The 26,076-nt window shown below is 33.6% G+C and carries 23 protein-coding genes; 7 read left to right on the top strand and 16 right to left on the bottom strand.

Translation table 11 applies throughout. The features are described 5' to 3' along the window. Positions 1–40: 40 nt before the first annotated feature. The 5 genes from L1276_RS16230 to uvrC form a co-directional block, all read right to left on the bottom strand. Positions 41–400 carry a four helix bundle protein gene (locus tag L1276_RS16230; RefSeq protein ID WP_253789538.1) on the bottom strand — a complete coding sequence of 120 codons (360 nt, stop codon included), beginning with the start codon at positions 398–400 and terminating at the stop codon, positions 41–43. Positions 401–555: 155 nt separating this feature from the next. Next, the gene (locus tag L1276_RS16225) at positions 556–1,713 is read right to left on the bottom strand and encodes a homogentisate 1,2-dioxygenase (protein ID WP_253789537.1); all 1,158 of its coding nucleotides are present in this window, start codon (positions 1,711–1,713) and stop codon (positions 556–558) included. Positions 1,714–1,970: 257 nt separating this feature from the next. Beyond that, complete coding sequence (locus L1276_RS16220) at positions 1,971–4,265, bottom strand: patatin-like phospholipase family protein (RefSeq protein WP_253789534.1); 2,295 nt, start codon at positions 4,263–4,265, stop codon at positions 1,971–1,973. A 62-nt stretch (positions 4,266–4,327) separates the two neighbouring features. After that, positions 4,328–4,864 (bottom strand): hypothetical protein, encoded by a 537-nt coding sequence (locus tag L1276_RS16215; RefSeq protein ID WP_253789532.1) that lies wholly within the window; start codon positions 4,862–4,864, stop codon positions 4,328–4,330. 6 nt (positions 4,865–4,870) lie between these two features. After that, on the bottom strand, positions 4,871–6,670 hold the full coding sequence (gene uvrC / locus L1276_RS16210; protein WP_253789530.1) for an excinuclease ABC subunit UvrC: 1,800 nt from the start codon (positions 6,668–6,670) through the stop codon (positions 4,871–4,873). Positions 6,671–6,807: 137 nt separating this feature from the next. On the opposite strand from uvrC, the gene L1276_RS16205 reads away from it, so the two are divergent. Further along, positions 6,808–7,788 (top strand): succinylglutamate desuccinylase/aspartoacylase family protein, encoded by a 981-nt coding sequence (locus L1276_RS16205; protein WP_253789529.1) that lies wholly within the window; start codon positions 6,808–6,810, stop codon positions 7,786–7,788. Then, on the top strand, positions 7,775–8,347 hold the full coding sequence (locus L1276_RS16200) for a 5-formyltetrahydrofolate cyclo-ligase (RefSeq protein WP_253789528.1): 573 nt from the start codon (positions 7,775–7,777) through the stop codon (positions 8,345–8,347). Before L1276_RS16205 ends, L1276_RS16200 begins: the two co-directional genes overlap by 14 nt. A 166-nt stretch (positions 8,348–8,513) precedes the next feature. Here the strand turns inward: L1276_RS16200 and L1276_RS16195 are convergent, their stop codons facing one another. From L1276_RS16195 to L1276_RS16155, 9 genes are all read right to left on the bottom strand, one after another. Next, the gene (locus tag L1276_RS16195) at positions 8,514–9,260 is read right to left on the bottom strand and encodes a tetratricopeptide repeat protein (RefSeq protein WP_253789527.1); all 747 of its coding nucleotides are present in this window, start codon (positions 9,258–9,260) and stop codon (positions 8,514–8,516) included. 73 nt (positions 9,261–9,333) lie between these two features. Further along, positions 9,334–11,085 carry a BatD family protein gene (locus L1276_RS16190; protein ID WP_253789526.1) on the bottom strand — a complete coding sequence of 584 codons (1,752 nt, stop codon included), beginning with the start codon at positions 11,083–11,085 and terminating at the stop codon, positions 9,334–9,336. Positions 11,086–11,216: 131 nt separating this feature from the next. After that, entirely contained in the window at positions 11,217–11,984 is a 768-nt protein-coding gene (locus L1276_RS16185) for a tetratricopeptide repeat protein (protein ID WP_253789525.1), read from the bottom strand. A 41-nt stretch (positions 11,985–12,025) separates the two neighbouring features. Then, positions 12,026–13,060, bottom strand: a complete 1,035-nt coding sequence (locus tag L1276_RS16180; protein ID WP_253789524.1) for a VWA domain-containing protein — start codon at positions 13,058–13,060, stop codon at positions 12,026–12,028. Between the two features lie 51 nt (positions 13,061–13,111). Next, positions 13,112–14,116, bottom strand: coding sequence for a VWA domain-containing protein (locus tag L1276_RS16175; protein WP_253789523.1), 1,005 nt, complete (start codon positions 14,114–14,116; stop codon positions 13,112–13,114). Next, complete coding sequence (locus L1276_RS16170; protein ID WP_253789520.1) at positions 14,116–15,750, bottom strand: BatD family protein; 1,635 nt, start codon at positions 15,748–15,750, stop codon at positions 14,116–14,118. The genes L1276_RS16175 and L1276_RS16170 overlap by 1 nt, the downstream gene beginning before the upstream one ends. Before the next feature lie 163 nt (positions 15,751–15,913). After that, positions 15,914–16,003 carry a hypothetical protein gene (locus L1276_RS16165; RefSeq protein ID WP_253789701.1) on the bottom strand — a complete coding sequence of 30 codons (90 nt, stop codon included), beginning with the start codon at positions 16,001–16,003 and terminating at the stop codon, positions 15,914–15,916. 189 nt (positions 16,004–16,192) lie between these two features. Further along, positions 16,193–17,056: a DUF58 domain-containing protein gene (locus L1276_RS16160; RefSeq protein ID WP_253789518.1), complete on the bottom strand. Its 864-nt coding sequence runs from the start codon at positions 17,054–17,056 to the stop codon at positions 16,193–16,195. A 78-nt stretch (positions 17,057–17,134) separates the two neighbouring features. Next, positions 17,135–18,139 (bottom strand): MoxR family ATPase, encoded by a 1,005-nt coding sequence (locus tag L1276_RS16155; RefSeq protein ID WP_017497457.1) that lies wholly within the window; start codon positions 18,137–18,139, stop codon positions 17,135–17,137. Between the two features lie 212 nt (positions 18,140–18,351). On the opposite strand from L1276_RS16155, the gene L1276_RS16150 reads away from it, so the two are divergent. The 3 genes from L1276_RS16150 to L1276_RS16140 all read left to right on the top strand — a co-directional run bounded on the left by L1276_RS16150 (position 18,352) and on the right by L1276_RS16140 (position 21,370). Continuing rightward, positions 18,352–19,224, top strand: a complete 873-nt coding sequence (locus L1276_RS16150; RefSeq protein WP_253789516.1) for an aldo/keto reductase family oxidoreductase — start codon at positions 18,352–18,354, stop codon at positions 19,222–19,224. Between the two features lie 130 nt (positions 19,225–19,354). Continuing rightward, the gene (locus L1276_RS16145; protein ID WP_253789514.1) at positions 19,355–20,110 is read left to right on the top strand and encodes an SDR family NAD(P)-dependent oxidoreductase; all 756 of its coding nucleotides are present in this window, start codon (positions 19,355–19,357) and stop codon (positions 20,108–20,110) included. Positions 20,111–20,230: 120 nt separating this feature from the next. Beyond that, complete coding sequence (locus L1276_RS16140; protein ID WP_253789512.1) at positions 20,231–21,370, top strand: ATP-binding protein; 1,140 nt, start codon at positions 20,231–20,233, stop codon at positions 21,368–21,370. Between the two features lie 82 nt (positions 21,371–21,452). Here the strand turns inward: L1276_RS16140 and L1276_RS16135 are convergent, their stop codons facing one another. Then, a complete protein-coding gene (locus L1276_RS16135) occupies positions 21,453–22,196 on the bottom strand; it encodes a DUF3298 and DUF4163 domain-containing protein (RefSeq protein WP_253789510.1) in 744 nt (247 codons plus the stop codon). A gap of 104 nt (positions 22,197–22,300) precedes the next feature. Here L1276_RS16135 and L1276_RS16130 point away from each other — a divergent pair, with 104 nt between their 5' ends. Beyond that, a complete protein-coding gene (locus L1276_RS16130) occupies positions 22,301–23,443 on the top strand; it encodes a cystathionine gamma-synthase (protein WP_253789508.1) in 1,143 nt (380 codons plus the stop codon). Positions 23,444–23,525: 82 nt separating this feature from the next. Here the strand turns inward: L1276_RS16130 and L1276_RS16125 are convergent, their stop codons facing one another. Continuing rightward, positions 23,526–24,320: a glutamate dehydrogenase gene (locus L1276_RS16125; protein ID WP_253789506.1), complete on the bottom strand. Its 795-nt coding sequence runs from the start codon at positions 24,318–24,320 to the stop codon at positions 23,526–23,528. A gap of 323 nt (positions 24,321–24,643) precedes the next feature. On the opposite strand from L1276_RS16125, the gene gdhA reads away from it, so the two are divergent. Continuing rightward, on the top strand, positions 24,644–25,987 hold the full coding sequence (gene gdhA, locus L1276_RS16120; protein ID WP_253789504.1) for an NADP-specific glutamate dehydrogenase: 1,344 nt from the start codon (positions 24,644–24,646) through the stop codon (positions 25,985–25,987). Positions 25,988–26,076 lie beyond the last annotated feature (89 nt).

Genomic DNA, 26,076 nt, shown 5'->3' with positions numbered 1-26,076 from the left:
GATAAAAATTATCTAATTGGCACATTGACAAATTATTTCATTATTTCATTTTTGATGTTGATATTATTTTATTTAAAATTTTTAAAATTTCCGATAATTCATTTAATAAGTATTTACAATCTGGATAGGCTTTGTGAGCGTCACATATAAACAACCAATATTCCGTTTCATCTGCCTCTTTAATTGCAATTTTTAATTTATGAATAAAATCTGCTTTACTTTCTGCATTTTGTGACTCTTTTGAATTAGCTCCAATTGATGTTCCACTTTTTAATAACTGATTTGCAATTACGAATTTCTTTTGATCTTGAAGTTCGGTTGTGTAGTCAATTATATTTAATGCAAAATTGAATGTTTTTATTAAAAGAGCATTGTCTTTATACTTCTCGTTGAAAGTCATTTTGTTTAATTTGATAATTAGAAAGTGTGATAATTAGATAATTTTACTTTGTAGGTTTAAAATTACAAATTGCTTGTTTGAATTTTCTCATTTTCGAATTATCACATTTTCTAATTAAAGAAATTATCTAATTATCAAATTGGCACATTGACTAATTATTCCGTCCAGGATTTATAGTACTGACCATCATCTAATCCCATTGCTTCTTCCGTAACCATAAGCGGTCTGAAAGTATCAACCATTACGGCTAATTCCTGAGTTTCTTTATGACCAATACTGCGTTCCATTGCGCCTGGCGCTGGTCCGTGTGGAATCCCTTTTGGGTGTAAAGTGATATGACCCTGCTCAATATTATTACGACTCATAAAATCGCCATCTACATAATACAGCACTTCATCAGAATCGATATTGCTGTGATTGTATGGCGCCGGAATTGCTTTCGGATGATAATCGTAAAGTCTTGGGCAGAATGAACAAACGACAAAAGTGGCCGTTTCAAAAGTTTGGTGTACCGGAGGCGGTTGGTGAACGCGTCCTGTTATAGGTTCAAAATTGTGAATTGAAAATCCGTATGGGAAATTATATCCGTCCCAGCCCACAACGTCAAAAGGATGTGTTGCATAAACCACTTCGTGAATCATGCCTTCTTTTTTGATTTTAATTAAAAAATCACCTTTTTCATCGTGTGTTTCCAATTCATTTGGCAAAATAAAATCACGCTCGCAAAATGGAGAATGTTCTAAATGCTGGCCAGATTGGTTTTTATATCGTTTTGGAGTATAAAATGGAGAATAAGATTCTACATAAAATAGGCGGTTATCTTCTGTTTCGAATTCTATTTGGTAAATAATACCTCTTGGAATAATTAAGTAATCGCCATATTCAAAAGGAATATTCCCTAACATGGTTCTTAATTTTCCTTTTCCTCTGTGGATGAAAAGCATTTCATCGGCATCGGCATTTTTGTAGAAATAATTTCGAAGCGATTCTTTTGGCGCAGCCAGACCAATGATACAGTCTTTGTTGACTAACATAGCTTTTCGGCTGTCAAGAAAATCATTTTCGGGTTTCAATTCGAAACCTTTAAATAGAAGTGATTTTATATTTTTTCCGATTGCAATTTTGGGTTCAACCGAATATGAGTTTAAAATTTCTTTAACCTGTGTTGGTCTGTGAACATGATACGATAGAGACGAATGCCCATGAAAACCTTCTGTTCCAAACAGCTGCTCGTAATAAAATCCGCCGTTTGGTTTTTCGAATTGGGTGTGTCTTTTTTGAGGGAAGTCCCCAAGTTTATGATATAGTGGCATGGCTTTTTCAATTAGATAATTTGTAAATTAGATAATTCGAAAATTTGAATTGAAGAATAGATAACCAGTTCAATTTTTCAATCGACTAATTATCTCAATTCGATAGAAGCATTATTCCGGATTTCTCTTAATGAGAAATTGAAGATACTCTAATAAACCTGTCCAATTTGTTTTCATTATGACAAATGTCGTAATTTTTATTGATCAAAATTACATATTATATTATTTATAACATAAAATATTTGCAAAAAGCCAGTTTAAAACATAAAACCTATGCTAAACCACGTAAAGCTTTTGGATGTTTCCGGCGACCACGATTGTTTAATTTCAATAGGGCCAATTATGGTTTCTAATCCGTAACCTAACGCATAACCAGAATATTTAGGCATTGAAACCCAGTCGACTGAACTAAAAATATCATCACCCAGGTTGGCGAAATTGGCCGAAATATTAATGTGGTTCTTTTTTAAAATTTCATAATCTAAAGTAATATCAGATTTTATAAAACTATTTCCGGCAATACTTAAAAAATCATAACCGTAGAAATAATTAAAGTTATTGATTTTGTTATAACCATAACCTCCAAATATAAAATCGAAATAAGGAACACTGTCGCTGCCGATATTAAATCCGGCATCAGCTCCAATTTTGATCGTCGCTTTGTTAAATAATGTTCGAACAAACGAAATTTCTGCCTTTGCAATTGAGAAAGGTTTGAATTTGTGCGTATAGTCAGAAGATGCCATGTAAGTCTGTAAATCGGTAGAAAAATATAATCCTGAACTTGGGTAATATTTATCGTCAAACGAGTCATACTTTAAATAAGCAAAAGCACTGAAATAATTACTTTTATCAATAATATTTTCGGCATTGGAAAGTGTTGGTGAATTTATTTTCAGGTATTTATATTCTAAACCACCGCCCATAAGAAACTTTTGTACAAAAATAGTTTGAAAATAAGCCTGATTGTTCAAGTCCATAAAATCGACATTGATCAAATTTAAATTCTGATTTTCAGAAAGTAAACCGCTCAAACTTGTTGTAACATTTCTGTTAAACTGATTTAATCTGGAACGGAAACCAAAACTGATATTAAAACCATTTTCGACATAATAATTTAAATCATATCTAAAATTATCTCCTAAAATAATGTCCAGCGAAGTCACGTCATTTTTTAAAAATGTCTTTTTGTGCGTAAGATTCAATAAAACAGCACTTTTATAAAGTCCGTCATAATGAAGTCCAAGTTTTAAAAAAGTCTGTGTAGGATTTTCCTTTAAGACCAGATCCAAATCATCTTTGTCGCCGTCTGGCTGAAGACAATATGAAATAGTGCTGAAGTTTTGCGTTGCATTTAAATTGTTAATTCCGGTTTTTAGATCATCATACGTAATCGTACTTCCGGGTTTAAAGCGAAGTTTTCCGCGAATGTATTCTCTTGTATAATTATCTAATAAATCGGAGTTTATTTTTTCAATTTCAAGTGTGTCTGAAGCGACTTTTAATTTTGGTTTCTTGTAGAAGTTGTCTTCATTTACCAATGATTTGATTTTTTCGTAAACAGCAAAAGCGGCTTCTTCACCTTTTCGAATGATTTCTTCGCCTTTGTCAAATGAAATTACGCCATAATCACGAATGTCCGGTTTTATGTAAACATCCGTATCTTTTATTTTGTTTTTCATTTTATCAATAGATTGCAGATTGGTAATCTGAACTAAGATTCTGGTAGCGTTTTTCAGATTTTTTCGTTTCATTAAATCATCCTGAACGTCAACGCCAATAATGATGTCTGCACCAAGATTACGAACTTCTTTTATGGGATAATTATTTACAACACCACCGTCGACTAATAAATTTCCATCAATTTCTACCGGAGTAAATAAAGATGGAAAAGCGGCACTTGCCATCATGGCCTGAACGAGATTACCTTTGTTAAGTAAAACTTCTTCACCGGTTTCAATATTAGTTCCGATACATAAAAACGGAGTTGGTAATTTATTGAAATCACGAACATGACGAACGTTTCTCGTTAAGCTGCTTAGTAAATTGTAATTGTACATTCCTTTTGAAAGTGCTTCAGGAATGCCGACTCTGAATTTACTAAATGGTAAAACAATGGCATATAATTCATCATTTTTTTTGCCGTAAAAATTTTTTGATGAACGCGGAATATAATCGTTTATCAAATCGTCGAAATTGGTTTTTTTGAAAATAGAATCGATTTGAGAAGCGTTGTAACCAGAAGCATATAATCCACCAATGACAGATCCCATACTGGTTCCTCCAATATAATCGATTTTAATTCCGGCTTCTTCGAGAACTTTTAAAACTCCAATATGGGCAAAACCTTTGGCTCCGCCGCCACTTAAAACCAAACCAATTTTGGGTCTTTTTATGCTGTCTTTTTTTACCTCTTGCGAAAAGGAATTTTCAGGAAGAAATATAAATGTAAAAAACAACAATGCCGCACCCCAAATGGTTCCGATAACTCTCGGAACGGGAGAAAATCGTATTGACTGAGTTTTTGAAATTAACAGCTTGTTGAGGCGCATAAAAAATAAGTGATTGGTTTTGTAAAAGTCGGTAATTTTTTTGGCTTTACATTAGATTTATCTTAATATGATTGTGTTTTTGAAAGTATTAATTTTTTGTTTTTATCGTATTTCCAAACATCCGAATGATTTCTCGCTCCGCCTCTGCAGCTTGATGTAAGTGTCTTTTTTATTTTATCAACTTTCACATCGCAAAACATATCACATTTAGGATTAAAATTGGTTGGAAATTTTAAACTTTCAAAAGTTTTAGTTTTTGGATTAAAAATAAAAATCTCATAAATCGTGTAAACTCCCATTCCGTCATCTGTACGAAAACTAGCAAAATCGGTATAGCCATCAAAATTATAATCGTTTATTTCTAAACGTGAAGGTTTTCCTGTAATCGAAACTCCAATTTTATTTATAATTTGAGTTTTTCCGGTTTGTGTATTTTTTATTTCGACTGCTTGCTCATATTCATCATCGCTATTTCCAATCTTATTTTTAAAGCTAATTTCAATTTTGCTTTTGTCTTTTTGTACAAAAGAAATATCGTTTTGACTATAAGAAATACAAAAAAAGAAAAGTAAGCTAATATGTAAAAAGTATTTTTTCAAAACGAATTAATTTTCTTTTGGATGATAAAATTCGACAATTTTTTTGGCTTTTGATGCTCCTACAACGGCAGATATATCTTTTTCTGTCGCTAATTTCAATCTTTTAACACTTTTGAAATGTTGTATTAATGTCAGCATAGTTTTTTCGCCGATTCCCGGAATACTTTCTACCGATGAATTAAGCGCGGCCTTGCTTCGTTTGTCACGGTGAAAGGTGATTCCAAATCTATGCGCTTCGTTTCGTAACTGCTGAATTACTTTTAAGGTTTCTGATTTTTTATCTAAATAAAGCGGAATAGAATCGCCTGGATAAAAAAGTTCTTCGAGACGTTTTGCGATTCCAATAATGGCTACTTTTCCTCGAAGACCTAATTCGTCGATGCTTTTTAAAGCAGCAGATAATTGTCCTTTTCCTCCGTCAATAATAATTAATTGCGGTAAAGGTTGGTTTTCATCTAATAATCTTTTGTAACGGCGGTATACAATCTCAGTCATCGAAGCAAAATCATCAGGGCCTTCAACGGTTTTTACATTAAAATGCCGGTAATCTTTTTTGCTCGCTTTTCCATCTTTAAAAACTACGCAGGCCGCAACAGGATTTGTTCCCTGAATATTTGAGTTATCAAAACATTCTATATGACGAGGCTCAGACGGAAGACGTAAATCTTTCTGCATCTGCGCCATAATTCTATTAACGTGACGATCTGGATCTATAATTTGCAATTGTTTCAATTGTTCAATTCGGTAGAATTTTGCATTTCGAATCGATAAATCCAGAATCTGTTTTTTATCGCCAAGCTGAGGAACGGTTGTTTTAATGTTTTCGCCCAAATCAATATCAAACGGAACAATTATTTCTTTTGACATTAATTGGAAACGTTCCCGAAGTTCGATAATCGCGAGTTCTAATAGTTCTTCGTCGCTTTCGTCCAGTTTTTTCTTCATTTCTAAAGTGTGCGAACGAATAATTGAGCCATGAGAAATTTGTAAAAAGTTGACATAAGCAGCACTTTCGTCAGATACAATCGAAAATACGTCGATATTGGTAATTTTCGGATTTACAATTGTCGATCTTGACTGGTAATTTTCGAGAACTTCTATTTTTTCTTTGATTTTCTGCGCTTCTTCAAATTGTAAATTCTGCGCATAATTGTTCATCAGTTTTTTAAAATCCTTTAAACTTTCTTTGAAATTTCCTTTAAGAATTTCGCGAATTGCATTGACTTGTCTTTGATATTCTTCGAGAGGTTCTAAACCTTCACAAGGACCTTTGCAGTTGCCAATATGATATTCCAGACAAACTTTGAATTTGCCCGAATCAATATTAGATTTACTTAAATCGTAATTGCAGGTTCTTAACGGATACAATTCTTTAATTAAATCCAAAATGGTATAAACCATCTTGAAATTAGTGTACGGACCAAAATATTCAGATCCGTCTTTTACCATTCTTCGGGTTAAAAATATTCTCGAAAAAGGTTCTTTTTTAATGCAGATCCATGGGTAACTTTTATCATCACGCAGCAAAACGTTATATCTTGGCTGTAAAGATTTGATTAAATTGTTTTCTAATAAAAGCGCATCGGTTTCTGTGGGAACCACAATGTGTTTTATAGTCACAATTTTTCGAACCAAAACATTTGTTTTGGCTGTATCGTGAATTTTATTGAAATAGGAGGAAACTCTTTTTTTTAAATTTTTAGCCTTGCCTACATATAGAATTTTTCCGTCTTTATCATAATATTGATACACGCCGGGATTATCCGGCAAGGTGAGAATTTGAAGATCTAAGGACGGTTTTGACATTCTGTTTTATTTCTGAAGATAGGAGTTAAGCGCTTTCAAAAACCATTCCGATTTCTGGAAAAAAGCTTAACAGTGATTTAGTTTCAAATTTACGAAATCAAAAGAATAATTTCTATATTTAGATTTTATAATTCTACATGAGAAATAGTAAGCCCCTTGTTATTTTTGGCGAATCGATTTTGCCGGGAGAACATAAAACCATAAACGTCGAAATAGCGCGATTACATACCACAACAAAACTGAATATTCCTGTAATTGTCCGTCGCTCAAAGCTTGAAGGTCCGGTTGTTTTATTTTCGGCAGGAATTCACGGCGACGAAATTAATGGTGTAGAAGTTGTTCGACAAATCATAAGTAAAAAAATAAACCGCCCCGAAAGAGGAACTATTATCTGTATTCCGATTATCAATATGTATGGTTTTGTGAATAAATCTCGCGAGTTTCCTGACGGTCGGGACTTAAATCGGGTTTTTCCGGGAAGTAAAAAAGGTTCTTTGGCAAGCAGATTTGCTTATCATATTGTAGAGCAGATTTTACCAATTATAGATTATGCTGTCGATTTTCATGCCGGAGGCGCCAGCCGTTTTAACGTGCCGCAGATTCGAATTACCGAAAATAATATGGAACTGAAATTATTGGCTGATATTTTTAGTGCCCCGTTTACTTTATATTCCAGAAATATTGGCGGTTCTTTTAGAAACACCTGCGAAAAAGCGAATGTAAAAATGCTGCTTTTTGAAGGCGGAAAGTCGCTTGATATAAATGATGCTGTGGCTAATGAAGGAGTGAAAGGAGTGAAGCGATTATTGGATTATTTGAATATGCTGGATCCAAAACATATTGTTGAACCTGCTTTAGAATCTTCTATTTATATAAAATATTCGGTTTGGATGCGCGCCAAATGTTCTGGTTTGCTGCATGATTATAATATGGTTGGAAAATTTGTAACCAAAGGAACTATCTTAGCCATAATTACAGATCCGTTTGGAAAGTTTGAGCAGAAAGTAAAAGCACCGCACGACGGATATGTTATTAATGCCAATCATTCGCCTATTGTGTATGAAGGCGATGCTATTTATCATATCTCTAAAAATTCTCCTGTAAATGCCGACGAGTAAAAAAGAATTACGCCTTAATTATAAAAATCTTCGGGCAGCACTTTCTGAAAGTGATATTGAAGAAAAAAGCCTGGCTATAGCCAATAATTTAATTCAGATGCCAATTTGGGATAAAACCTATTATCATGTTTTTCTTCCAATAGTTGAATTGAAAGAAGTAGATACGGAGTTTATCCTTCATTTACTTTCGGGAAAAGATAAAGAAATAGTGGTCTCAAAAAGTGATTTTGAAACTAGAGAGATGACTCATTTTTTATTGACGGATAATACTAAAATCAAAAAAAATGAATATAACATTCCCGAACCGGTAAATGGACTTTCCGTTCCAACTCAAAATATTGAGGTTGTTTTTGTACCGCTTTTAGCTTTTGATATTTTTGGAAACCGTATTGGTTATGGAAAAGGTTTTTACGATAAATTTCTAGCCGGCTGTAAACCGGAAACTATAAAAATTGGTCTTTCGTTCTTCGAATCGGTTGATCAGATAGATGACGTTTTTGAATCTGACATAAAATTGAATTATTGCGTTACGCCCGAGAAGGTTTACAATTTTCAATAAATTTTCCAATATATCTTTCACAATCAAAATCGTAGAGGCGAACAGCAGTGTGTGTACGCAACGTTTGTCGGTTTAGAATTTTGATAAGTTAAATTTCAAATATAGAAAATCCCAAACTCCAATTTTTATATTGGAATTTAGGATTTTATTTGATTTTTTAAAAGCCCTATTTTACTTCTTTAATCGTCGAAGCATCAATCCAGCCTTCAGTCCCGTCTGTTAATTCAATTTTTTTCCATTTTCCAACAGTTTGCATTACATACACTTTTGCTCCTTCATGAAGTAAAAATATAGCAGCACCGGCTTTTTGCGGTTCGCTTCTTACTTCGCTCAGTTCTGAAAAAACAATCGCCGGACGATCATTGTCAAAATGATTTTTTTCAGACATTCCGGCTGAAACGCTTAATACTAAAGCAACCAAAAAGATAAACATTCCGATGAAATAGATTCTTTTGGTAAGGGTAAGCTGAGAAAAATAATACCCAATAAAACTCAACAAAAATAGAAAGGCAATGGCAGCAGAAATTTTTGCCCATTGATTGTAATCAAAAATACCTGTAAAATTTTGAATCAATTTTGCAAAACCTACTTTTGGAACTTCTTTAATCTCGTCGATTGTTAGTTTTTTGGCAAATTTCAGGTTGTTTAAAGTCTCAGGATCATTTGGCTGTAATACCAATGCTTTTTCATAATTATAGATAGAAGGAGCAACCTTATTTAGTTTGTAATAACTATTTGCCAGATTGAAATACAACTCTGCCGATTGCTGTTTGTTTTCTTTAATAATATCTTCATAAACCTGAACAGCTTCCTGATATTGTCCCTTTTGGTACAAAGCATTTCCTTTTTCAAAGCTGCTTTGAGCAAAGAAAACCTGCGAGATTAATAAAAAGAGATATAATATATTTTTCATTAGTGTCTTGTTAAACCCGACAGTTATTTATCCCGGGACTTCGGGGCTGTCGCGTTTGATTTTTAAGTTAAAACTAAACGATTTGCTTTTCTAATTCTGAAATAATTAAAACCGCTTTATCATAATCCTGTTGAATCGAAGCACTTGATGCTGGTGCATAACGCGCAAATTCACAGTTCTCAGTCAAATTAATGAAATTTCGAACCGTTTCCGGATTTGCATTTCTAGATAAAAGCAATTCCTGAATATTGTCTTTACTCATTTCTGAAGTCTCAATATGCAGTTTTGCTTTTAGGAAATTGTGCATTGCTTTTTCCAGAGCGATATAAAACGCTTCCTTGTTGTTAAGTTGTTTTTTGGCCTGCGATAAATATTTTTTCGCAAGTTTATTATTCATTCTGATTCTGTTTCCAGTAACATCACTGTCAATTGCTTCTTTTTTCTTCTTAGCTAAAATGATAATCGGAATAATAGCAAATGGGAAAAATAATAAGGCATAATACAAATCGGAACCATAAAAATCATCTTTAGCAATATTAACTAAAGTTGTTTTTGATTTAATATATTTAAATTGTTCCGTTTTTGTAATTACGTTTTTAGATGCTGTAGAAGGGTTTGCTTCCGCCAAAGTTGGTCCGTCTAAAACATCCACCATGATTTCAGGAGAATTTATTGTTTTATATGAACCCGAACTCAAATCGAAATAAGAGAAAGTCATTGGTTTGATCGCATATTTTCCTTTATACTGCGGAATAATAGTGTATTTGTCAGTAATTTTTCCAGACATTCCAGACAATGAAGTGGTTACTTTTTCATCGTGAACCGGATCATAAATTTCTAAAGCATTAGGTACAACAGGTTTTGGCAGGGTAAACAATTTCATGTTTCCTGTTCCGGATGCGCTTACAATTAAATCCAGACCTTCACCACTTTTTAAAGTTGTTCTGGATGGCGTAACTGTAAAATTAAATTTACCAACTGCTCCAGTAAATCCTTCCGGTTTACCAGCTTCAGGAAGCGGCCGAACGCTTATAGATCTGGCACCTGTTGTTACGACTTTATTATCTTCAGCAATAATCATCTGGCCAAACATATCGCGGCGATTTGTTGGTAATTGAACCCCAATGTCTAATGAAAACGGTTCGATAGTTAATCTTCCTGATTTTTGGGGATATAAAATTGCTTTTTTCAACACAACATAATGACATCTTTGCCCTTGGTAAGTTCCTTCTTCCATTACCAATTGCTTAACATCAATATTCTGATTCCAAAAATCGTTGTATTTTGGTTTAGCAATTTCTCTAAATCCGGTAACACCAATTTCGTTAAAATACAGTTTGTAAACGACAGTTATAGGTTCATTTACATAAGGAGTTGTTTTAGAAACCTCTGCAACTAATTGTAATAACTCGTTTCCTGAACCGCCTTGTTGTCTATAATCATTAGGATCTCGTTCCTGTGCAACGGCATTGGTAACGGTAACTTTTATTGGAGACGTTTTATAAATCTGGCCGTTATATTCTATGGCAGCTTGTTTTATAATAACAGTTCCTTTTTTCTCAGGTTGTAAAATATAAGAGTAAACTTTTTGAAAAGAACTTCGGCCGTTAATCCAGGACTGGCTGATTTGCTGGCTTGGTCCGGCTACAAGTTTAAAACCTTCAAATGCAGGCTGGTCAAAATTATCTCCATCAACATTCATAATGAAATCAATGCGTAGTCTTTCGTTAAGTCCAAGCGTGTTTTTGCTTACTTTGGCTTCAAATTGAACTTGAGCCATAAGCCCTTGAAAAGCGAGTAGTAATAGAATTAAATATCTTTTCATTAAATGTTTATCAGTTTTTGTTTAACTGTTTAATTGTTTTTTTATTGTTTAATCGTTTATTTGTTTAACTGTTTAATTGTTACAGTTTGGCCCAATAAACACATCAACAAATAAACGATTAACTCAAAATCCTACCAGTCTTTCTCTGGTTTTTTAGGACTTCCTTTTACTTTTTGTGCGTTTACTTTATCTTGAATTTTCTTTTCTTCGTTGTTTACGGCATCTAACAAGTTCTGAACTCGTTCTTTTGAAATTCCTCCAGGCTGGGGTTTAGGTTCTCCTTTGTTATCAGACTTATCATCTTTCTTAGGATCATTTTTGCCATCCTTTTTATCTTTGTCCTTGTCGCCTTTATCGTCTTTCTTGTCCTTGTCTTTATCCTTATCCTTATTTTTGTCCTTGTCTTTATCTTTGTTTTTATCCTTGTCTTTGTCCTTATCCTTATTTTTGTCTTTGTTATCGTTTTTAGGAGGATTTTCTTTTAGTTTTTGTTTTGCATACGCATAGTTGTAACGGGTTTCGTCGTCGTTAGGATCGTTACGAAGTGCTTCTTTGTAAGCTTCAACTGCCTGCGAATAATCTTTCTCTTTCATAAAAACGTTTCCAAGATTATGATAAGCTTTGTGCTTTTCAGGTCTTGTTTTGGCTTTTTTGATCGCATTCGCATAAGCGTATTTTGCTTCAGAAGGTTGATTTTGCCTGTAAATCGAGTTCCCTAAATTATAAGATCCTGCAGCGCGTTTTGAAAATTTTGATGCCGAAATTCTATAATTAGCCTCGGCTTCAGTAAATTTATTCTGCTTATATTCTTCATTGGCATCAGGCAATGTCTTGTCTTTTTCCTGCGCAGAAGATGCAAAAGGAAGCGTTAGTAAAATATAAAGAAGTAAATTTTTCATTCTAATTTTTTTATTTTTTGTTCCGATTTTGACCGGAATCTTTATTTCTTTTCGTTGAATAAATTCAACTCTTTAATCCAGTTTGTTTTTCTTTCTAAAAGAAAAATATCTACAAATAACAATAACAACCCAAAGCCTATAAACCATTGAAACTGCGATTGAAAATCGGCCATTTGTGTTGATTCAAATTCGGTTTTCTGAATGTTGTTCAAAGCATTTTTAATATACTCTAAAACCTCTTTTGTATTACCGCCGTAAACATAACCGCCTTTTGTGGCTTTTGCAATAGTTTTTAAACCTTCCTGATTTAGTTTTGTTATAACCGTTTGTCCGTTTTGATCTTTCTGGTAATTTTTTACAACACCATTTTCTTTCAGTGGAATAGTTCCTCCTTTTTCAGTTCCAACACCAACAGTAATGATTTTCATTCCAATTTTGTTGGCTTCTTCAGCTGCAATAGAAGCGCCTTCAGAATGGTCTTCTCCATCAGAAATTAAAATTAAAAGTTTGCTTGTTTTACTTTTTTCATCAAAATAAGTAGCTGATAATCTAATCGCTTCATCTAGAGAAGTTCCTTGAGAAGATACCATATCCGGACTCATGCTTTGAAGGAACATTTTGGCAACACTGTAATCTGATGTAATTGGCAAAACCGGGAAAGCACTTCCTGCATAAGCAACGATTCCAATTCTGTCATTTCCTAATGAATTGATAATTTGCGAAACCAGTTGTTTACTTTTGTCTAAACGACTTGGTGCCACGTCTTCGGCAAGCATACTTTTAGAAACGTCAACAGCAAAAACGATATCAATACCTTCACGTTTTACTGTTTCCATTTTAGTTCCAATTTTTGGATTTACCAAACCGATAATCAGACAAGCCAATGCCAAAAGCAAAATCGATAATTTTAATACTGGTTTGAAAACAGATGTTTCCGGACTCAGTTTTTTTACCATTTCGATATCACCAAATTCACGTTGTTTTTTTCTTTTCCAATATAAATTGAAAAAGAAAACACACACCACTATAGGGAGTAATAGTAAGAGATATAAATATTTTTTTTCGTCTAATTCCATTTTAAATTTTAGATTTCTGAATTTAGATTTTAGATTTTTTTAAATCCAAAATTAAATGAAGCTTCTGTAAACTGTATTTCTTAAACCAACTTCTAACAATAGTAAAAATGCGGCGATTAAAACAAAAAGTCTGTATTTTTCGTCATAATCGTAGAATTTCAATTCTTGTATTTCTGTTGTTTCTAATTTGTTAATCGAGCTGTATATTTCGGCTAATTTATCATTGCTTGTTGCTCTAAAGTACGTTCCGTCTGTTTTTTGAGCTATGCTTTTCATTAATCTTTCGTCGATTTCAACTTTCTGCATTTTAAACAAGAAACCTCCATTTGGTGCGTATGCGTATGGAGATTCTGCCATTCCATTTGTACCCAGACCAATTGTGTAGACTTTAATTCCGTATTGTTTGGCAATATCTGCAGCAGTTTCGGGTTCAATAAAACCAGCATTGTTTACACCATCTGTCAATAAAATGATAACACGGCTTTTTGCTTTACTGTCTTTTAAACGGTTTACTGCCGTTGCAAGTCCCATTCCAATTCCTGTTCCATCTTGTAAAACAGTATCGTATCTAATTCCTTTTATGGCTTCCAGAATAATAGGTTTATCGCTTGTAACAGGCGTTTTTGTATAAGCCTCCGAAGCGTATAAAACTAAACCAATTCTATCATTTGGTCTTTCTTCAACGAAATCTGCAGCTACTCTTTTTAAAGCTTCCATACGGTTTGGCTTTAAATCTTTTGCCAGCATACTTCCAGAAACGTCAATTGCCATTACAATATCAATTCCTTTTGTTGTTTTAGTCTGATTGCTGATGTCGACTGTTCTTGGTCTTGCTAAAGCTATGATTAAAGAACTTAAAGCTATAATTCTAAAAACATATAAACAAGGTTTTAATTTGGTTAATAATGATTCGCTGTTTTTAAAACCTGCCGTCGAACTCATTTTTAATGTAGCCGACTGCTGGTTTCTTTTCCAGAAAAACCAAGCGATCGCGATAGGAATTAATAGAAACAACCAAAAGAATTCCGGATTTAAAAAAGTGATCTTATTATTCATTAGTTACTTGCTTTTTTAAGTTCAACAGAATTTAAAATTCGGGTTGTAATATCGTTAGCATATGTATCGGCTTCTTCATGTAAAATGACAATTTGCTGTAATCCCTGATCTTGTTTAAAAAGCAGGATTTCATAATATGCTTTTGTACTTGTTTTAGTTGCTGGGTTTAAAATACTCATTGTTCCGTAGCCTTTTACTCCCTGAATTCCTTGATTGGTCTGGAAATCTTCTTGCTTTACAATAATATTTTGTCCTCCTTGAAGTTCAATTACTTTTAAACTTCCCTCTAAAGCTTTTGATAAATCGATGTCAGTTGGGTTTTTGAATTTAGTAGTTGAAACGGCTACATAAAAATTATCAATCATACTTCCGTATACAAAAAGCTGCATTTCTTTAATTAAAGCCATTGTTTCTTTTGGAAGTGCTTTTAAGGCATCTGTACGTTGTAAAACCTTTGGAGTTTCAATAATTACGCCTGGATTTCCGTATTCACTTTTTACCCATTCTCCTTCTAATAATTCTTTAGACGGATGACCAATAAGATTGTCTTTTACGTATGCAAAGCCTTTTGTAGCAATGAAGAAAGTTGTTGTTGCTAATAATAAAAAGACAACTGAACCCACTGCAATTGCAATGCGCTTGTTTCTTTGTTTCTTTAATTGAAGCTGAATTTGTCTTTGCTTTTGAGCTTCGTTTAATAATTGATCTTCTTCTTCAACCGGAACTTCTGTTGGAATTGCATTATCAAGCGTTAAAATTACTTTCTGAATTTTATTTCTATCGTCAGTAATTTCAAAATCAAGTGGTTTCGATTTGGCGAATTTTACTAAATCGGCCTGACGTAAAACACGCTCCAAATTCTCGACCGTTTCCGGTGTTAAAGTCATTTTCTTTTTAGTCGAAGCGGTTCTTATTGCCTCGATTAATTCAGAAGTTGTACTTTCCATTGCCGGAATATGTATCGCTTCTTCAATATAATTACGGGCAATATCTGTTAGTTCGCTATAATATTCTTTAATTTCTCCTTTTTGAACCAATTCTTTCTGCTCCAAATTGTTTAATAAACTAGTTGCTTTTTCAATTGGCGTTTTATAAACTTCCTCTTCGATTTTCTTTTTCTGATGTTTTTTAACATACCAATAAATTCCAGCACCAATTGCAAGAATTATAACTAATGCCAAAACGTATTTCCACCAGTCGCCAATACCATCTTCTGCTGCGGTAATGTCTTTAATGTCATACATTTTTTGCTGTAAAGTATCCACTTTTACATTGGCTACTTCTACACGAATAGAATCTGAGAAATACGGTTTTTTATCAATAAGAATCTTTATACTCGGAATTACATATTTTCCTGAATCGAATTGTGTTAATCCATATTTTTTGATTAATTCATAATTGCCGTCTTTTTTAACGGTATCCACTGGATAAGACTGAATGACTTCCAGCGCTCCAAATCTTTTGTCTTTTGGAAAAACAACTTTTGAATTAGCATTTACAACCGTTTTAAGAGTCAGCTTAAATTCGGCACCAATTTTATTTTTTGTGGTATCAATGCTGGTTTCAACTTGTTTTTGCTGAGCAAATACAACCGATGAAAGCAAAAATAAAAATATGTAAAACTTTAATTTCATTATGATTAACGATTGAAGATTAACGATTTTTGATTTCAGATTTTTCACGAAACTTAAATGTTAATCTTTGTTCTTTTTTATGAATTCTTTTTTGATGTTTAATACTTGAGACAAAAATTGAGATTAATTGATTGGCCTCTGTTTTTGCTCGTATTAAACTTTCCTAATCTGTCGAAAGGTTTGCTTTTTCTATTATTTTTAAGCAAACAAATGTTTCTCTTAATTCTTTCAGGCAAATTCCCATTTTATGGATAAAATCTTTTTTACTTTCTGCACTTTGCGCTTCGCCATAATTTAATGCAGGTGATGTAATAATATTATGCTTGCAGCAAAATCAATCAATCTGTTTTCTAATTCTTGTTTAGTCATTTTTTAATTCTTCCTTTAACCATAAATCATATCCATCATAAATCAAAAATCGTTAATCAAATATCAAAAATCTTTACCTTGATTTGAAATAACCTAATAATTTGGTTACATAATTTTCGTCGACTCTGGTATGAACAAGTCCTGCACCAGATTTACGAAATGTATCTTTGAAATAATTTACTCTTTCCTGATAATGTTTTTCGTAATTCATTCGCACGGTTTTTGAGCCCGTATCGACTAATTGTGTTTTTCCGGTTTCGGCATCCAGCATCGTTACCATTCCTAAATTCGGGATTTTTTCTTCGCGAATATCGTACACGCGAATGCCTGTAAGGTCATGTTTTTTTGAAGCAATTTTTAAAGTCTGCTCATAATCTTCAGACATAAAATCTGAAATCATAAAAACAATTGCTTTCTTTTTTTGAGTTCCTGATAAGAATTTTAAAGCCTGAGCAACATCTGTTTTTTGACTTTTTGGTTCAAATTCGATTAATTCACGAATGATTCTCAAAACGTGTGAACGGCCTTTTTTTGGCGGAATGTACAATTCGACATTATCAGAAAATAAGATCAGTCCAATCTTATCATTGTTTTGTGTAGCCGAAAAAGCCATCGTTGCAGCAATTTCTGTTACGATGTCTTTTTTAAACTGACTTTTTGAGCCAAAACCTTCAGAACCCGAAATATCAACCATTAAAACCATGGTTAATTCTCTTTCTTCTTCGAAAACTTTTACGTGGGCTTCATTGTAGCGTGCGGTTACATTCCAATCGATGTTACGAATATCATCGCCATATTGGTATTGGCGCACCTCGCTGAAAGTCATCCCGCGCCCTTTAAATGAAGAATGGTATTCTCCCGAAAAGATATGATTGCTCAGTCTTTTGGTTTTGATTTCTATTTTCCGTACTTTTTTTAAAAGCTCTTTTGTATCCATTTTTTGTTTGGTTTATGGTTTGTGGTTGTTGGTGGATGGCATAATTACCATCAACAAAAAACTATCAACCATCAACTTTTAAGGTACTTCAATCTCGTTTACGATTTTGTTGATAATGTCTACAGAAGTAATATTTTCGGCTTCAGCCTCATAAGTGATTCCAACTCTGTGACGTAATACATCATGCACAACAGCACGAACATCTTCTGGAATTACATAACCACGACGTTTGATGAAAGCGTAACATTTAGCAGCGTTTGCTAAGTTGATACTTCCACGCGGAGATGCTCCAAAACTGATAAGTGGTTTTAAGTCGGCTAATTTGTATTTTTCAGGATAACGTGTAGCAAAAATGATATCCAGAATGTATTTTTCGATTTTTTCATCCATATAAACCTCACGAACCGCTTCTTGCGCACGTAAAATTTGTTCTACAGAAACTACAGGATTTACTTTTTCGTAGCTTCCTTTTAAGTTTTGACGAATTACAAAACGTTCTTCATCAATTTTTGGATAATCAATTACTGTTTTCAACATGAAACGGTCAACCTGAGCTTCAGGAAGCTGGTATGTTCCTTCTTGTTCAACCGGGTTTTGAGTTGCTAAAACTAAAAACGGACGATCTAGTTTGAAAGTGGTATCACCAATTGTAACTTGTTTTTCCTGCATTGCCTCTAAAAGTGCAGACTGAACCTTTGCCGGAGCACGGTTAATCTCATCGGCAAGTACGAAGTTGGCAAAAATCGGCCCTTTTTTAATAGAGAATTCGTTTGCTTTAATGTTGTAGATCATGGTTCCGATAACATCGGCAGGAAGTAAGTCCGGCGTAAACTGGATACGGCTGAAAGAACCCTGAACCGCTTGTGACAAAGTATTAATGGCCAAAGTTTTTGCTAAACCGGGAACTCCTTCAAGTAAAATATGTCCCTGACCCAAAAGACCAATTAACAGACGCTCGACCATATGTTTCTGGCCCACAATAACTTTGTTCATTTCCATTGTAAGAAGGTCTATAAAAGCACTTTCTCTCTCAATTTTTTCATTTATCGCTCTAATGTCTAAAGTCGTTGTATTTTCTTCCATATAAATATTTTTAAAACCTTGATTTTTACGCCTAATTTTTGAGAGTGCAAATTGACTATTTTTTGAGAAGTAAGATGTTAAAGAATGGTTAAAACTTCGACCAATCACCTAATTTTAAGGACGAATTGTGAATCTATTTTTATATTTTTAAGAACTTTGGTGAATATGTTTGCAAAAAGCATATTTATTAGCAAAAATAACTCAATATAACCATGAGCAAAACAGCATTATCGCCTATAATTTCGGGCACTATGAATTGGGGTGTTTGGGATAAAAACCTTACATCAAAAGAAATGGAAAATATGATACAGATTTGTATCGAAAACAAAATTACAACTTTTGATCACGCCGATATTTACGGTGATTATACCACCGAAGCCGATTTTGGTAAGGCATTTAAAGCCAGTAAGATTTCGCGTGAAAAATTACAATTAATTACAAAATGCGGTATTCAGCTTGTAACAGAAAGCCGTAATAACAAAATTAAGCATTATGATTATTCTAAAGATTACATTATTTGGTCTGTTGAAGAATCTTTAAAGAAACTGAAAACTGATTATGTTGATTTGTTTTTACTGCACAGACCAAGTCCGTTAATGCAGGCTGATGAAATTGCAGAAGCGGTTGAAAAATTAAAAGCGGAAGGAAAAATTTTAGATTTTGGTCTTTCGAATTTTACAAGTTCTCAAACGGAGTTAATACGTCAGAAAACTGAAGTAAGCTATAATCAGGTTCAGTTCTCTGCAACTCATTATGAGCCAATGATCGACGGAAGTTTAGATTATATGCAGACAAACGGAATTCGTCCGTTATCATGGAATCCGCTTGGAACAGTTTTTAGAGAAGACACCAAAAAAACACGACGTTTGAAAAAGTTATTCTCGACTTTACTTGAAAAATATCACTTGGGAGCAGATACGCTTTTACTTGCCTGGGTTTTAAAACATCCGGCTGCAGTTATTCCAATTGCCGGGACTGTTAACGTTGCCAGAATCCAGTCTTTAGTAAAAGCTGCAGAATTAGAGATGGACAAAGAAGACTGGTTTGCAATCTGGACAGAAAGTATGGGTGACGATGTGGCTTAAAATAGTTTACAGTATTCAGTTCTAAGTGTTCAGTTAACTAAAATATTTTGCCACAGATTAAAAGGATTACTACAGATTAAAAATCATTGAAATCATTTTAATCTGTGGTAAAAAAAACAAAAAAGATAGAATGAAAAAAACAGTTTTAATTACTGGTGCTACAAGCGGAATTGGAAAAGCAGCCGCTCAAATTCTAGCTAAAAACAATTTTAAAGTTGTTCTCTGCGGAAGACGTAAAGATCGTTTAGAGGAATTAGAAAAAGAGCTTTCGGTTTTTACAGAAGTGCATTCGCTTTCTTTTGATGTTCGAGATAAGAATGATGTTCTTGAGAAAATTGAGAATCTTCCGGATGCATTTTCTGACATTGATGTTTTAATCAATAATGCCGGAAATGCGCATGGTTTAGATCCGATTCAAACGGGAGATTTAGATGATTGGGACGCTATGATTGATATTAATGTAAAAGGACTTTTGTATGTTTCAAAAGCGGTAATTCCGAAAATGACAGCAAAAAATTCCGGACATATTATTAATATTGGTTCAACTGCTGCTAAAGAAGTATATCCAAACGGAAATGTATACTGCGGAACCAAACATGCCGTTGATGCCATTACAGCAGGAATGCGAATTGATTTAAATCCATTTGGAATTAGAGTTGGTGCAATTCATCCCGGAATGGTGGCAACAGAATTCAGCGAAGTGCGTTTTAAAGGTGATCTCGAAAGAGCTTCAAATGTTTATAAAGGATTTGATCCGCTTCAGGCCGATGATATTGCTGACATTATTCATTTTGTAGTTTCAAGACCATATCATGTAAATATCGCCGATTTGGTTGTTATGAGTACTGCGCAGGCATCATCAACGATCGTCAAGAAAAATATTTGATAAGATTTTATTGTAGAGACGCACAGCAGTGCGTCTTTTTTAGGTTTTAAAGGAATAGAATTGAAAATAAAGTGATTACAAGTTTTAATTAGTGCAATTAGTGGCAAAAAAACTTAGACTATGATTAATAAACGCCTTTTGATAAAGAATTTACTTGCTCACAATGACGAGAGCAGTTTTTATGATAAAAAAAGGCAGTTGAATCTACATTCGAGAGAAGGAAAAGGAAAGTTTTTAAAACATATCTGCGCACTTTCAAACTCCAATCCGGCAAATAATTCTTATATCGTTGTTGGAGTAGAAGATCAGGACAACGAAATTGTAGGCGACGATTTCTTCGATGACAGCCGAATTCAGAATCTTGTGAATGCCTTTTTAGAAAATCCTCCAAAAATTCAATACGAAAATGTCCCTTTTCCAAATCTTCCAAAAGACAAAGTAATAGGTTTGGTTACTATAAAGCCCAAAAGTCAGGTTTCTTACTTTAAAAAAGGAATTCACACCATAACTGCTAACAGTGTCTTTGTGAGAAGAGGCAGTAATTCTATTCCGATTGAAGGAGAAGTTGAAAAAAATTACCAGAATACCGAAACGGTTATTGGAATTGAAAATAGTTCCCGAAACAGCATTCAGTATACGCTGGATGGGGTAATCGACTTTATGAATTTCAGGCATAAGGATATGTCGCCAAAATATTATGTTTTTAAGGAATTGTTTGTGATTTGCTGGGCAGGAGTTCCAAAAAAATCCAGAGATAAGACCTTTTTATCTCGTGTAGATATTGAGCTGATTAACGAACAGGTAAAACTTTTTTATTCGGCGCAGGATGTGGTTACTATTTTTTATGATGACGATACCTTTACCATTACCGAATATGTGCCGCTTGGTTTAAATGACAAAACGAGTTATTATCCGCTCGAAGAACAAACCATTCATTTCTTTGATAATGGTTATTATAAAATTGACCGTCAAATACTTTTTCAACCGCCTGAATTTAATAGAAAGATGCTGTTCCATATTTATAATTCTAACATGGCGCTGCTTCAAAAACTACAAAAAGGTATTTCCTTGTCGGAACGTGAATTGAAGGATCTGGAAAATCTTCCTTCGACTTTCATGATTTGTTATTTGAATGGCTTTGATGATGCTAAACAAAAATTAATAGATGCCAAATTACTTTTAAAACCTTTTGGTCAGGCTTACTTATCTTTTAAAGAAGCTTTGAGGGTTTTGAGGAAAATGAAATATGATGTTCAGTAAAAGGTTGTAATTTGCTAAGGTTCTGAAGTTTTATACAGATAATATGTTAGGCGCACTGCTGTATATTTAACAAATTATGATTTTATTGAAACTTCAAATATTTACTCACTTTATCATACGGAAATACAATTTCTTTCGGGCCGTCCGCATAAGATGCCGCTTCGTATGAATTGTAATAAAGAAGTAAACCTTGAGAAGTATAGAAAATATTCTGAGGTAATTGAAATTTGTCATTTTCAAACATCAGTCCAGTTGCATTTATATTTGCTTTTTCGGGAATGTGGTATTTGGCTCTGAATTCTTTTTCGGCGAAAGCCTTAAACTCTTTTTCATTTTTAAATAAATCTTCGTTAAAAATGAATTTGCCGGTTTTTATATTAAATAATAGAGAGCGATAACCTTGATAGCCATGTGCACCGCCTGTAAAAGTATAATGATCTATTTTGATGTTTAAAATCTGTTCAGATTCAAATTCGACATTGCCTGTTATTTTTCCTTCCCAGCCAAAAGTATCATGTGGGAATTTTTTATGCATTTCCTCATAAGATGCAATAAAAGATTTTGACAAAGATTGATAATCGTTGACTTTTGTTGAGTCTTCGCCGAAATAAATTATTTCTTTTATCACATTGAAAACTTTTTTATTGATACTGTCAGACACAACAGGTATATTTTTGGCAATTGGAATATCTAATGTTATTTTTGGACAATCGCTTTCGCACGGAATCGTTGATTTTTCTTCAAACGTTTCATTTTCAAATGAAAGCTCTTTGCTGCAACTCGTAAAAATCAAACACAGAAAGACTAAAAATGTATAATGTTTCATATCAAAAAGTGTTAATTATATACAAAGGTAAGAAGTTGTGCCCCGATAAAATAAATTAAGCGGTAAATTTGTACTACAATTATGGATTTAAAATTTATAACTATATGAAATTCAATACAAAAGTAATACATGGTGGCCAGCATCATGATCCGAGTACAGGAGCTGTTATGCCTCCGGTATATCAAACTTCAACTTTTATTCAAACAAGCCCGGGAAAACCATTGGCAGATTATGAATACAGTAGAGCTTCAAACCCAACTCGTACAGCTCTTGAAGAGGCTTTGGCAAGTATTGAAAATGGTACACGCGGATTAGCTTTTTCTTCGGGTTTAGCAGCTACCGATTGTGTTTTGAGATCATTTAAAGCTGGTGATGAAGTTATTGCAATGGATGATTTATACGGTGGAACTTACCGTATGTTTTCAAGAATTTACAAGGATTCTGGAATTAAATTTCATTTTGTTGATATGACCGATATTGTAAAATTGAAATCATTAATCAATGAAAATACAAAATTGGTTTGGGTAGAGACGCCGACAAATCCATTAATGAAATTAGCGGATATTGCCGAAGTGGCAAAAATAACTAAAGAACATAAAATTTGGTTTGCGGTAGATAATACTTTTGCAACTCCATATTTACAAAAACCGTTAGATTTAGGGGCAGATATTGTAATGCACTCAGCTACTAAATATTTAGGAGGACATTCTGATGTAATTGCGGGAGCTTTAATTGTAAAAGATGAAGCTTTAGGTGAGCAATTGCACTTTCAGCAATTTGCAACTGGAGCCACTTTAGGGCCAATGGATAGTTTTTTGGTTTTAAGAGGAATTAAAACTTTGGCACTAAGAGTTCAGAGACATTGCGAAAATGGAGAAAAAGTAGTAGAGTACTTGACTAAACATCCAAAAATAAATACGGTTTATTATCCTGGATTAAAAAATCACCCATTTCACGAAATCGCTAAGAAGCAAATGAAAGCTTTTGGAGGAATGGTTTCTTTTACCTTTAAATCAGGCAAAAAAGAAGATTCTATTGCATTTTTAGAGAAGTTAAAAGTATTTACTTTGGCAGAATCTTTAGGAGGAGTTGAATCATTGGCTAATCATCCTGCTTTAATGACACACGCATCGATTCCGGCAGATAAAAGGGCTGAAGTTGGTATTACTGACGATTTAGTGAGATTAAGTGTTGGTATTGAAGATGCTGACGATTTAATTGCAGATTTAGAACAAGCCTTATCTTAAAAATTAAAATAAAACAAAAAATCCCAAACTCCAATTTTTAATATTTTGGAATTTGGGATTTTTTTATTTTGGGATTTTTTTTTTAGAATTCTAAGTAATAAATATATCCAAAGTTAAACCAAACCTGCCAATCGTTAGATTTGTTTTCTTTGTAAACATCTTTATTAGGGTTTAACCCGTCGATCCAGTCAGAACTGTACATTTGAAAACGTGTTTCAAACATTATATCACTCATTGTAGATATTTTATAATGTACTCCAAGAGCTGCAGTTGCAGATAGTGCTATGCCGTTCTCGCTGGAAAAACCATGAGCGCGTCCGTCTGAAGGCATTAGATATTTTCCTGGCGTTACAGCAGGAAGATTTATATCTCCTAATTTTGAATTAACACTTGTAGAATAGTAGCTAACCATAAACCCGACACTCATATAAGGACTAAAGCCTCCAAGCGTATTTTCGAAATCATGTATTTTCATAAAAGGAGAGAACTCTAATTGAGATCCTAATCCTAATATAGTCGATGTAGACTGCATATTCTTTAATTGCTGCGCAAACAGGGCATTAGGTTTGCGTTCAACCCATTGTCCAAAATGTTTAAGATTAGTGCGGCTGAAAGATAATTCAGATCTAACTTTAAAGTGTTCTGTAAAAAAACTTTCTCGATTATTATTGGCAGAAAAGTTCAGCCAATGAGCTAAACCAATCCCGAAACCAGTGTTTCCAACATTGGTGTCAGCATTATGTCTTTCTCCAAAATCTGACTGCAAAGTTACGGGACCTGCGAAAATTCCGATTTCATGAGCAAGATCTAACTGCGCCGTGGCAATTGTTGAGAAACTAAATAAGGCGAAAATTGTGAAATATAGGTGTTTAGACATTTTCTAGGGCTTTCAAAATATTGGCAAATATATAAAAAAGGTTTTCCAAACAAAATATAAAATACTTCTATTAAACAATTAGTAACAAAACACTTAATTTTCTGACTTTAACTCTAATGATTTGATGTAAATTCGGAAGTGTAAAATTGTATTTTTAGGATTGTTTAAAAATTACACAATTCTCCTCTAAAAGCGAAAAAAAATAACAAATAATGATCAATTTGATATATCTTTGCCTGTTGTAACGAAAACGTTTTCTTAAAACGTATTTTCTTATTTAATTGATTAAGTTTAAAACTATTATTTGAATAATTTATTTAAAAATGGAACAAAAAATAAATGAATTTATGGCTCTTGTTGAGTCTAAAAATCCAAATGAGCCAGAGTTTCTTCAGGCGGTTAGAGAATTTGCTGAAACAGTAATTCCATTTATTGCTGAAAGAAAAAAATACGATGGAAAAAATTTACTTTTAAGAATTGCTGAACCAGAGAGATCTATAATTTTTAGAGTTCCATGGGTGGACGATAATGGAGAAATAATTGTAAACAGAGGTTTCAGAATCCAGATGAACTCAGCGATTGGTCCATATAAAGGCGGTATCAGATTTCATCATACTGTAAACTTATCTGTTTTAAAATTCCTGGCTTTCGAACAGGTTTTCAAAAATAGTTTGACAACTCTTCCAATGGGCGGAGGTAAAGGAGGTTCAGATTTTGATCCAGAAGGAAAATCGGATGGAGAAATCATGCGTTTCTGTCAATCATTTATGACGGAATTATGCCGTCATATTGGTCCGGATCTTGACGTTCCTGCGGGAGATATTGGTGTTGGTGCCAGAGAAATTGGTTATTTGTTTGGTCAATACAAAAGAATTAGAAATGAATTTACCGGAGTTTTAACTGGAAAAGGTTTGGCTTACGGCGGTTCATTAATCAGACCAGAAGCTACAGGTTATGGAGTGGTATATTTTACAGACCAAATGCTTCGTACAATTGGTCACGAAATTAAAGGCAAAAGAGTTGCTATTTCAGGATTCGGAAACGTAGCTTGGGGTGTAGCATTAAAAGTAAATGAACTAGGAGGAAAAGTAGTTACGATTTCTGGACCTGATGGTTACATTTATGATGAAGAAGGTATCTCTGGAGAAAAAATTGATCATATGGTCGAAATGAGAGCGACTGGCGATAACAGAGCGGAGAGATATTTAGAGAAATATCCAAATGCGATTTTCCATAAAGGAAAAAGCCCTTGGGAAGTAAAAGTTGATATTGCTATTCCATGTGCGACTCAAAATGAGCTGAACGGAGATGATGCAAAAAAATTAATCGATAACGGAGTTTTATGTGTTACTGAAGCTGCAAATATGCCTTCAACATTAGATGCAATAAAACTTTTCTTAGATAATAAAGTACTTTTTGCTCCGGGAAAAGCAGCAAATGCTGGTGGTGTTGCCGCTTCTGGATTAGAGATGACTCAAAATTCTATTCGTTTAAACTGGACGAGTGAAGAAGTAGATTTAAGATTAAAAGACATCATGGTTGGAATTCACAACCAATGTAAAAAATACGGTGCAGAAGAAGACGGTTATGTAAACTACGTAAAAGGAGCAAACATTGCCGGATTTGTTAAAGTTGCCGATGCTATGCTTGCACAAGGTGTAGTATAAGATTAATTACAATTGAAAAATGCTCTCATTTGTCTTAGTGATAAATCGAGAGCATTTTTTTTATTTATGGAAGAACAAAAAACAAATAC

It is taken from the genome of Flavobacterium sp. HSC-32F16 (assembly GCF_024171645.1).
Lineage (GTDB): Bacteria > Bacteroidota > Bacteroidia > Flavobacteriales > Flavobacteriaceae > Flavobacterium.
This window is presented reverse-complemented; position numbering and strand designations above follow the sequence as displayed.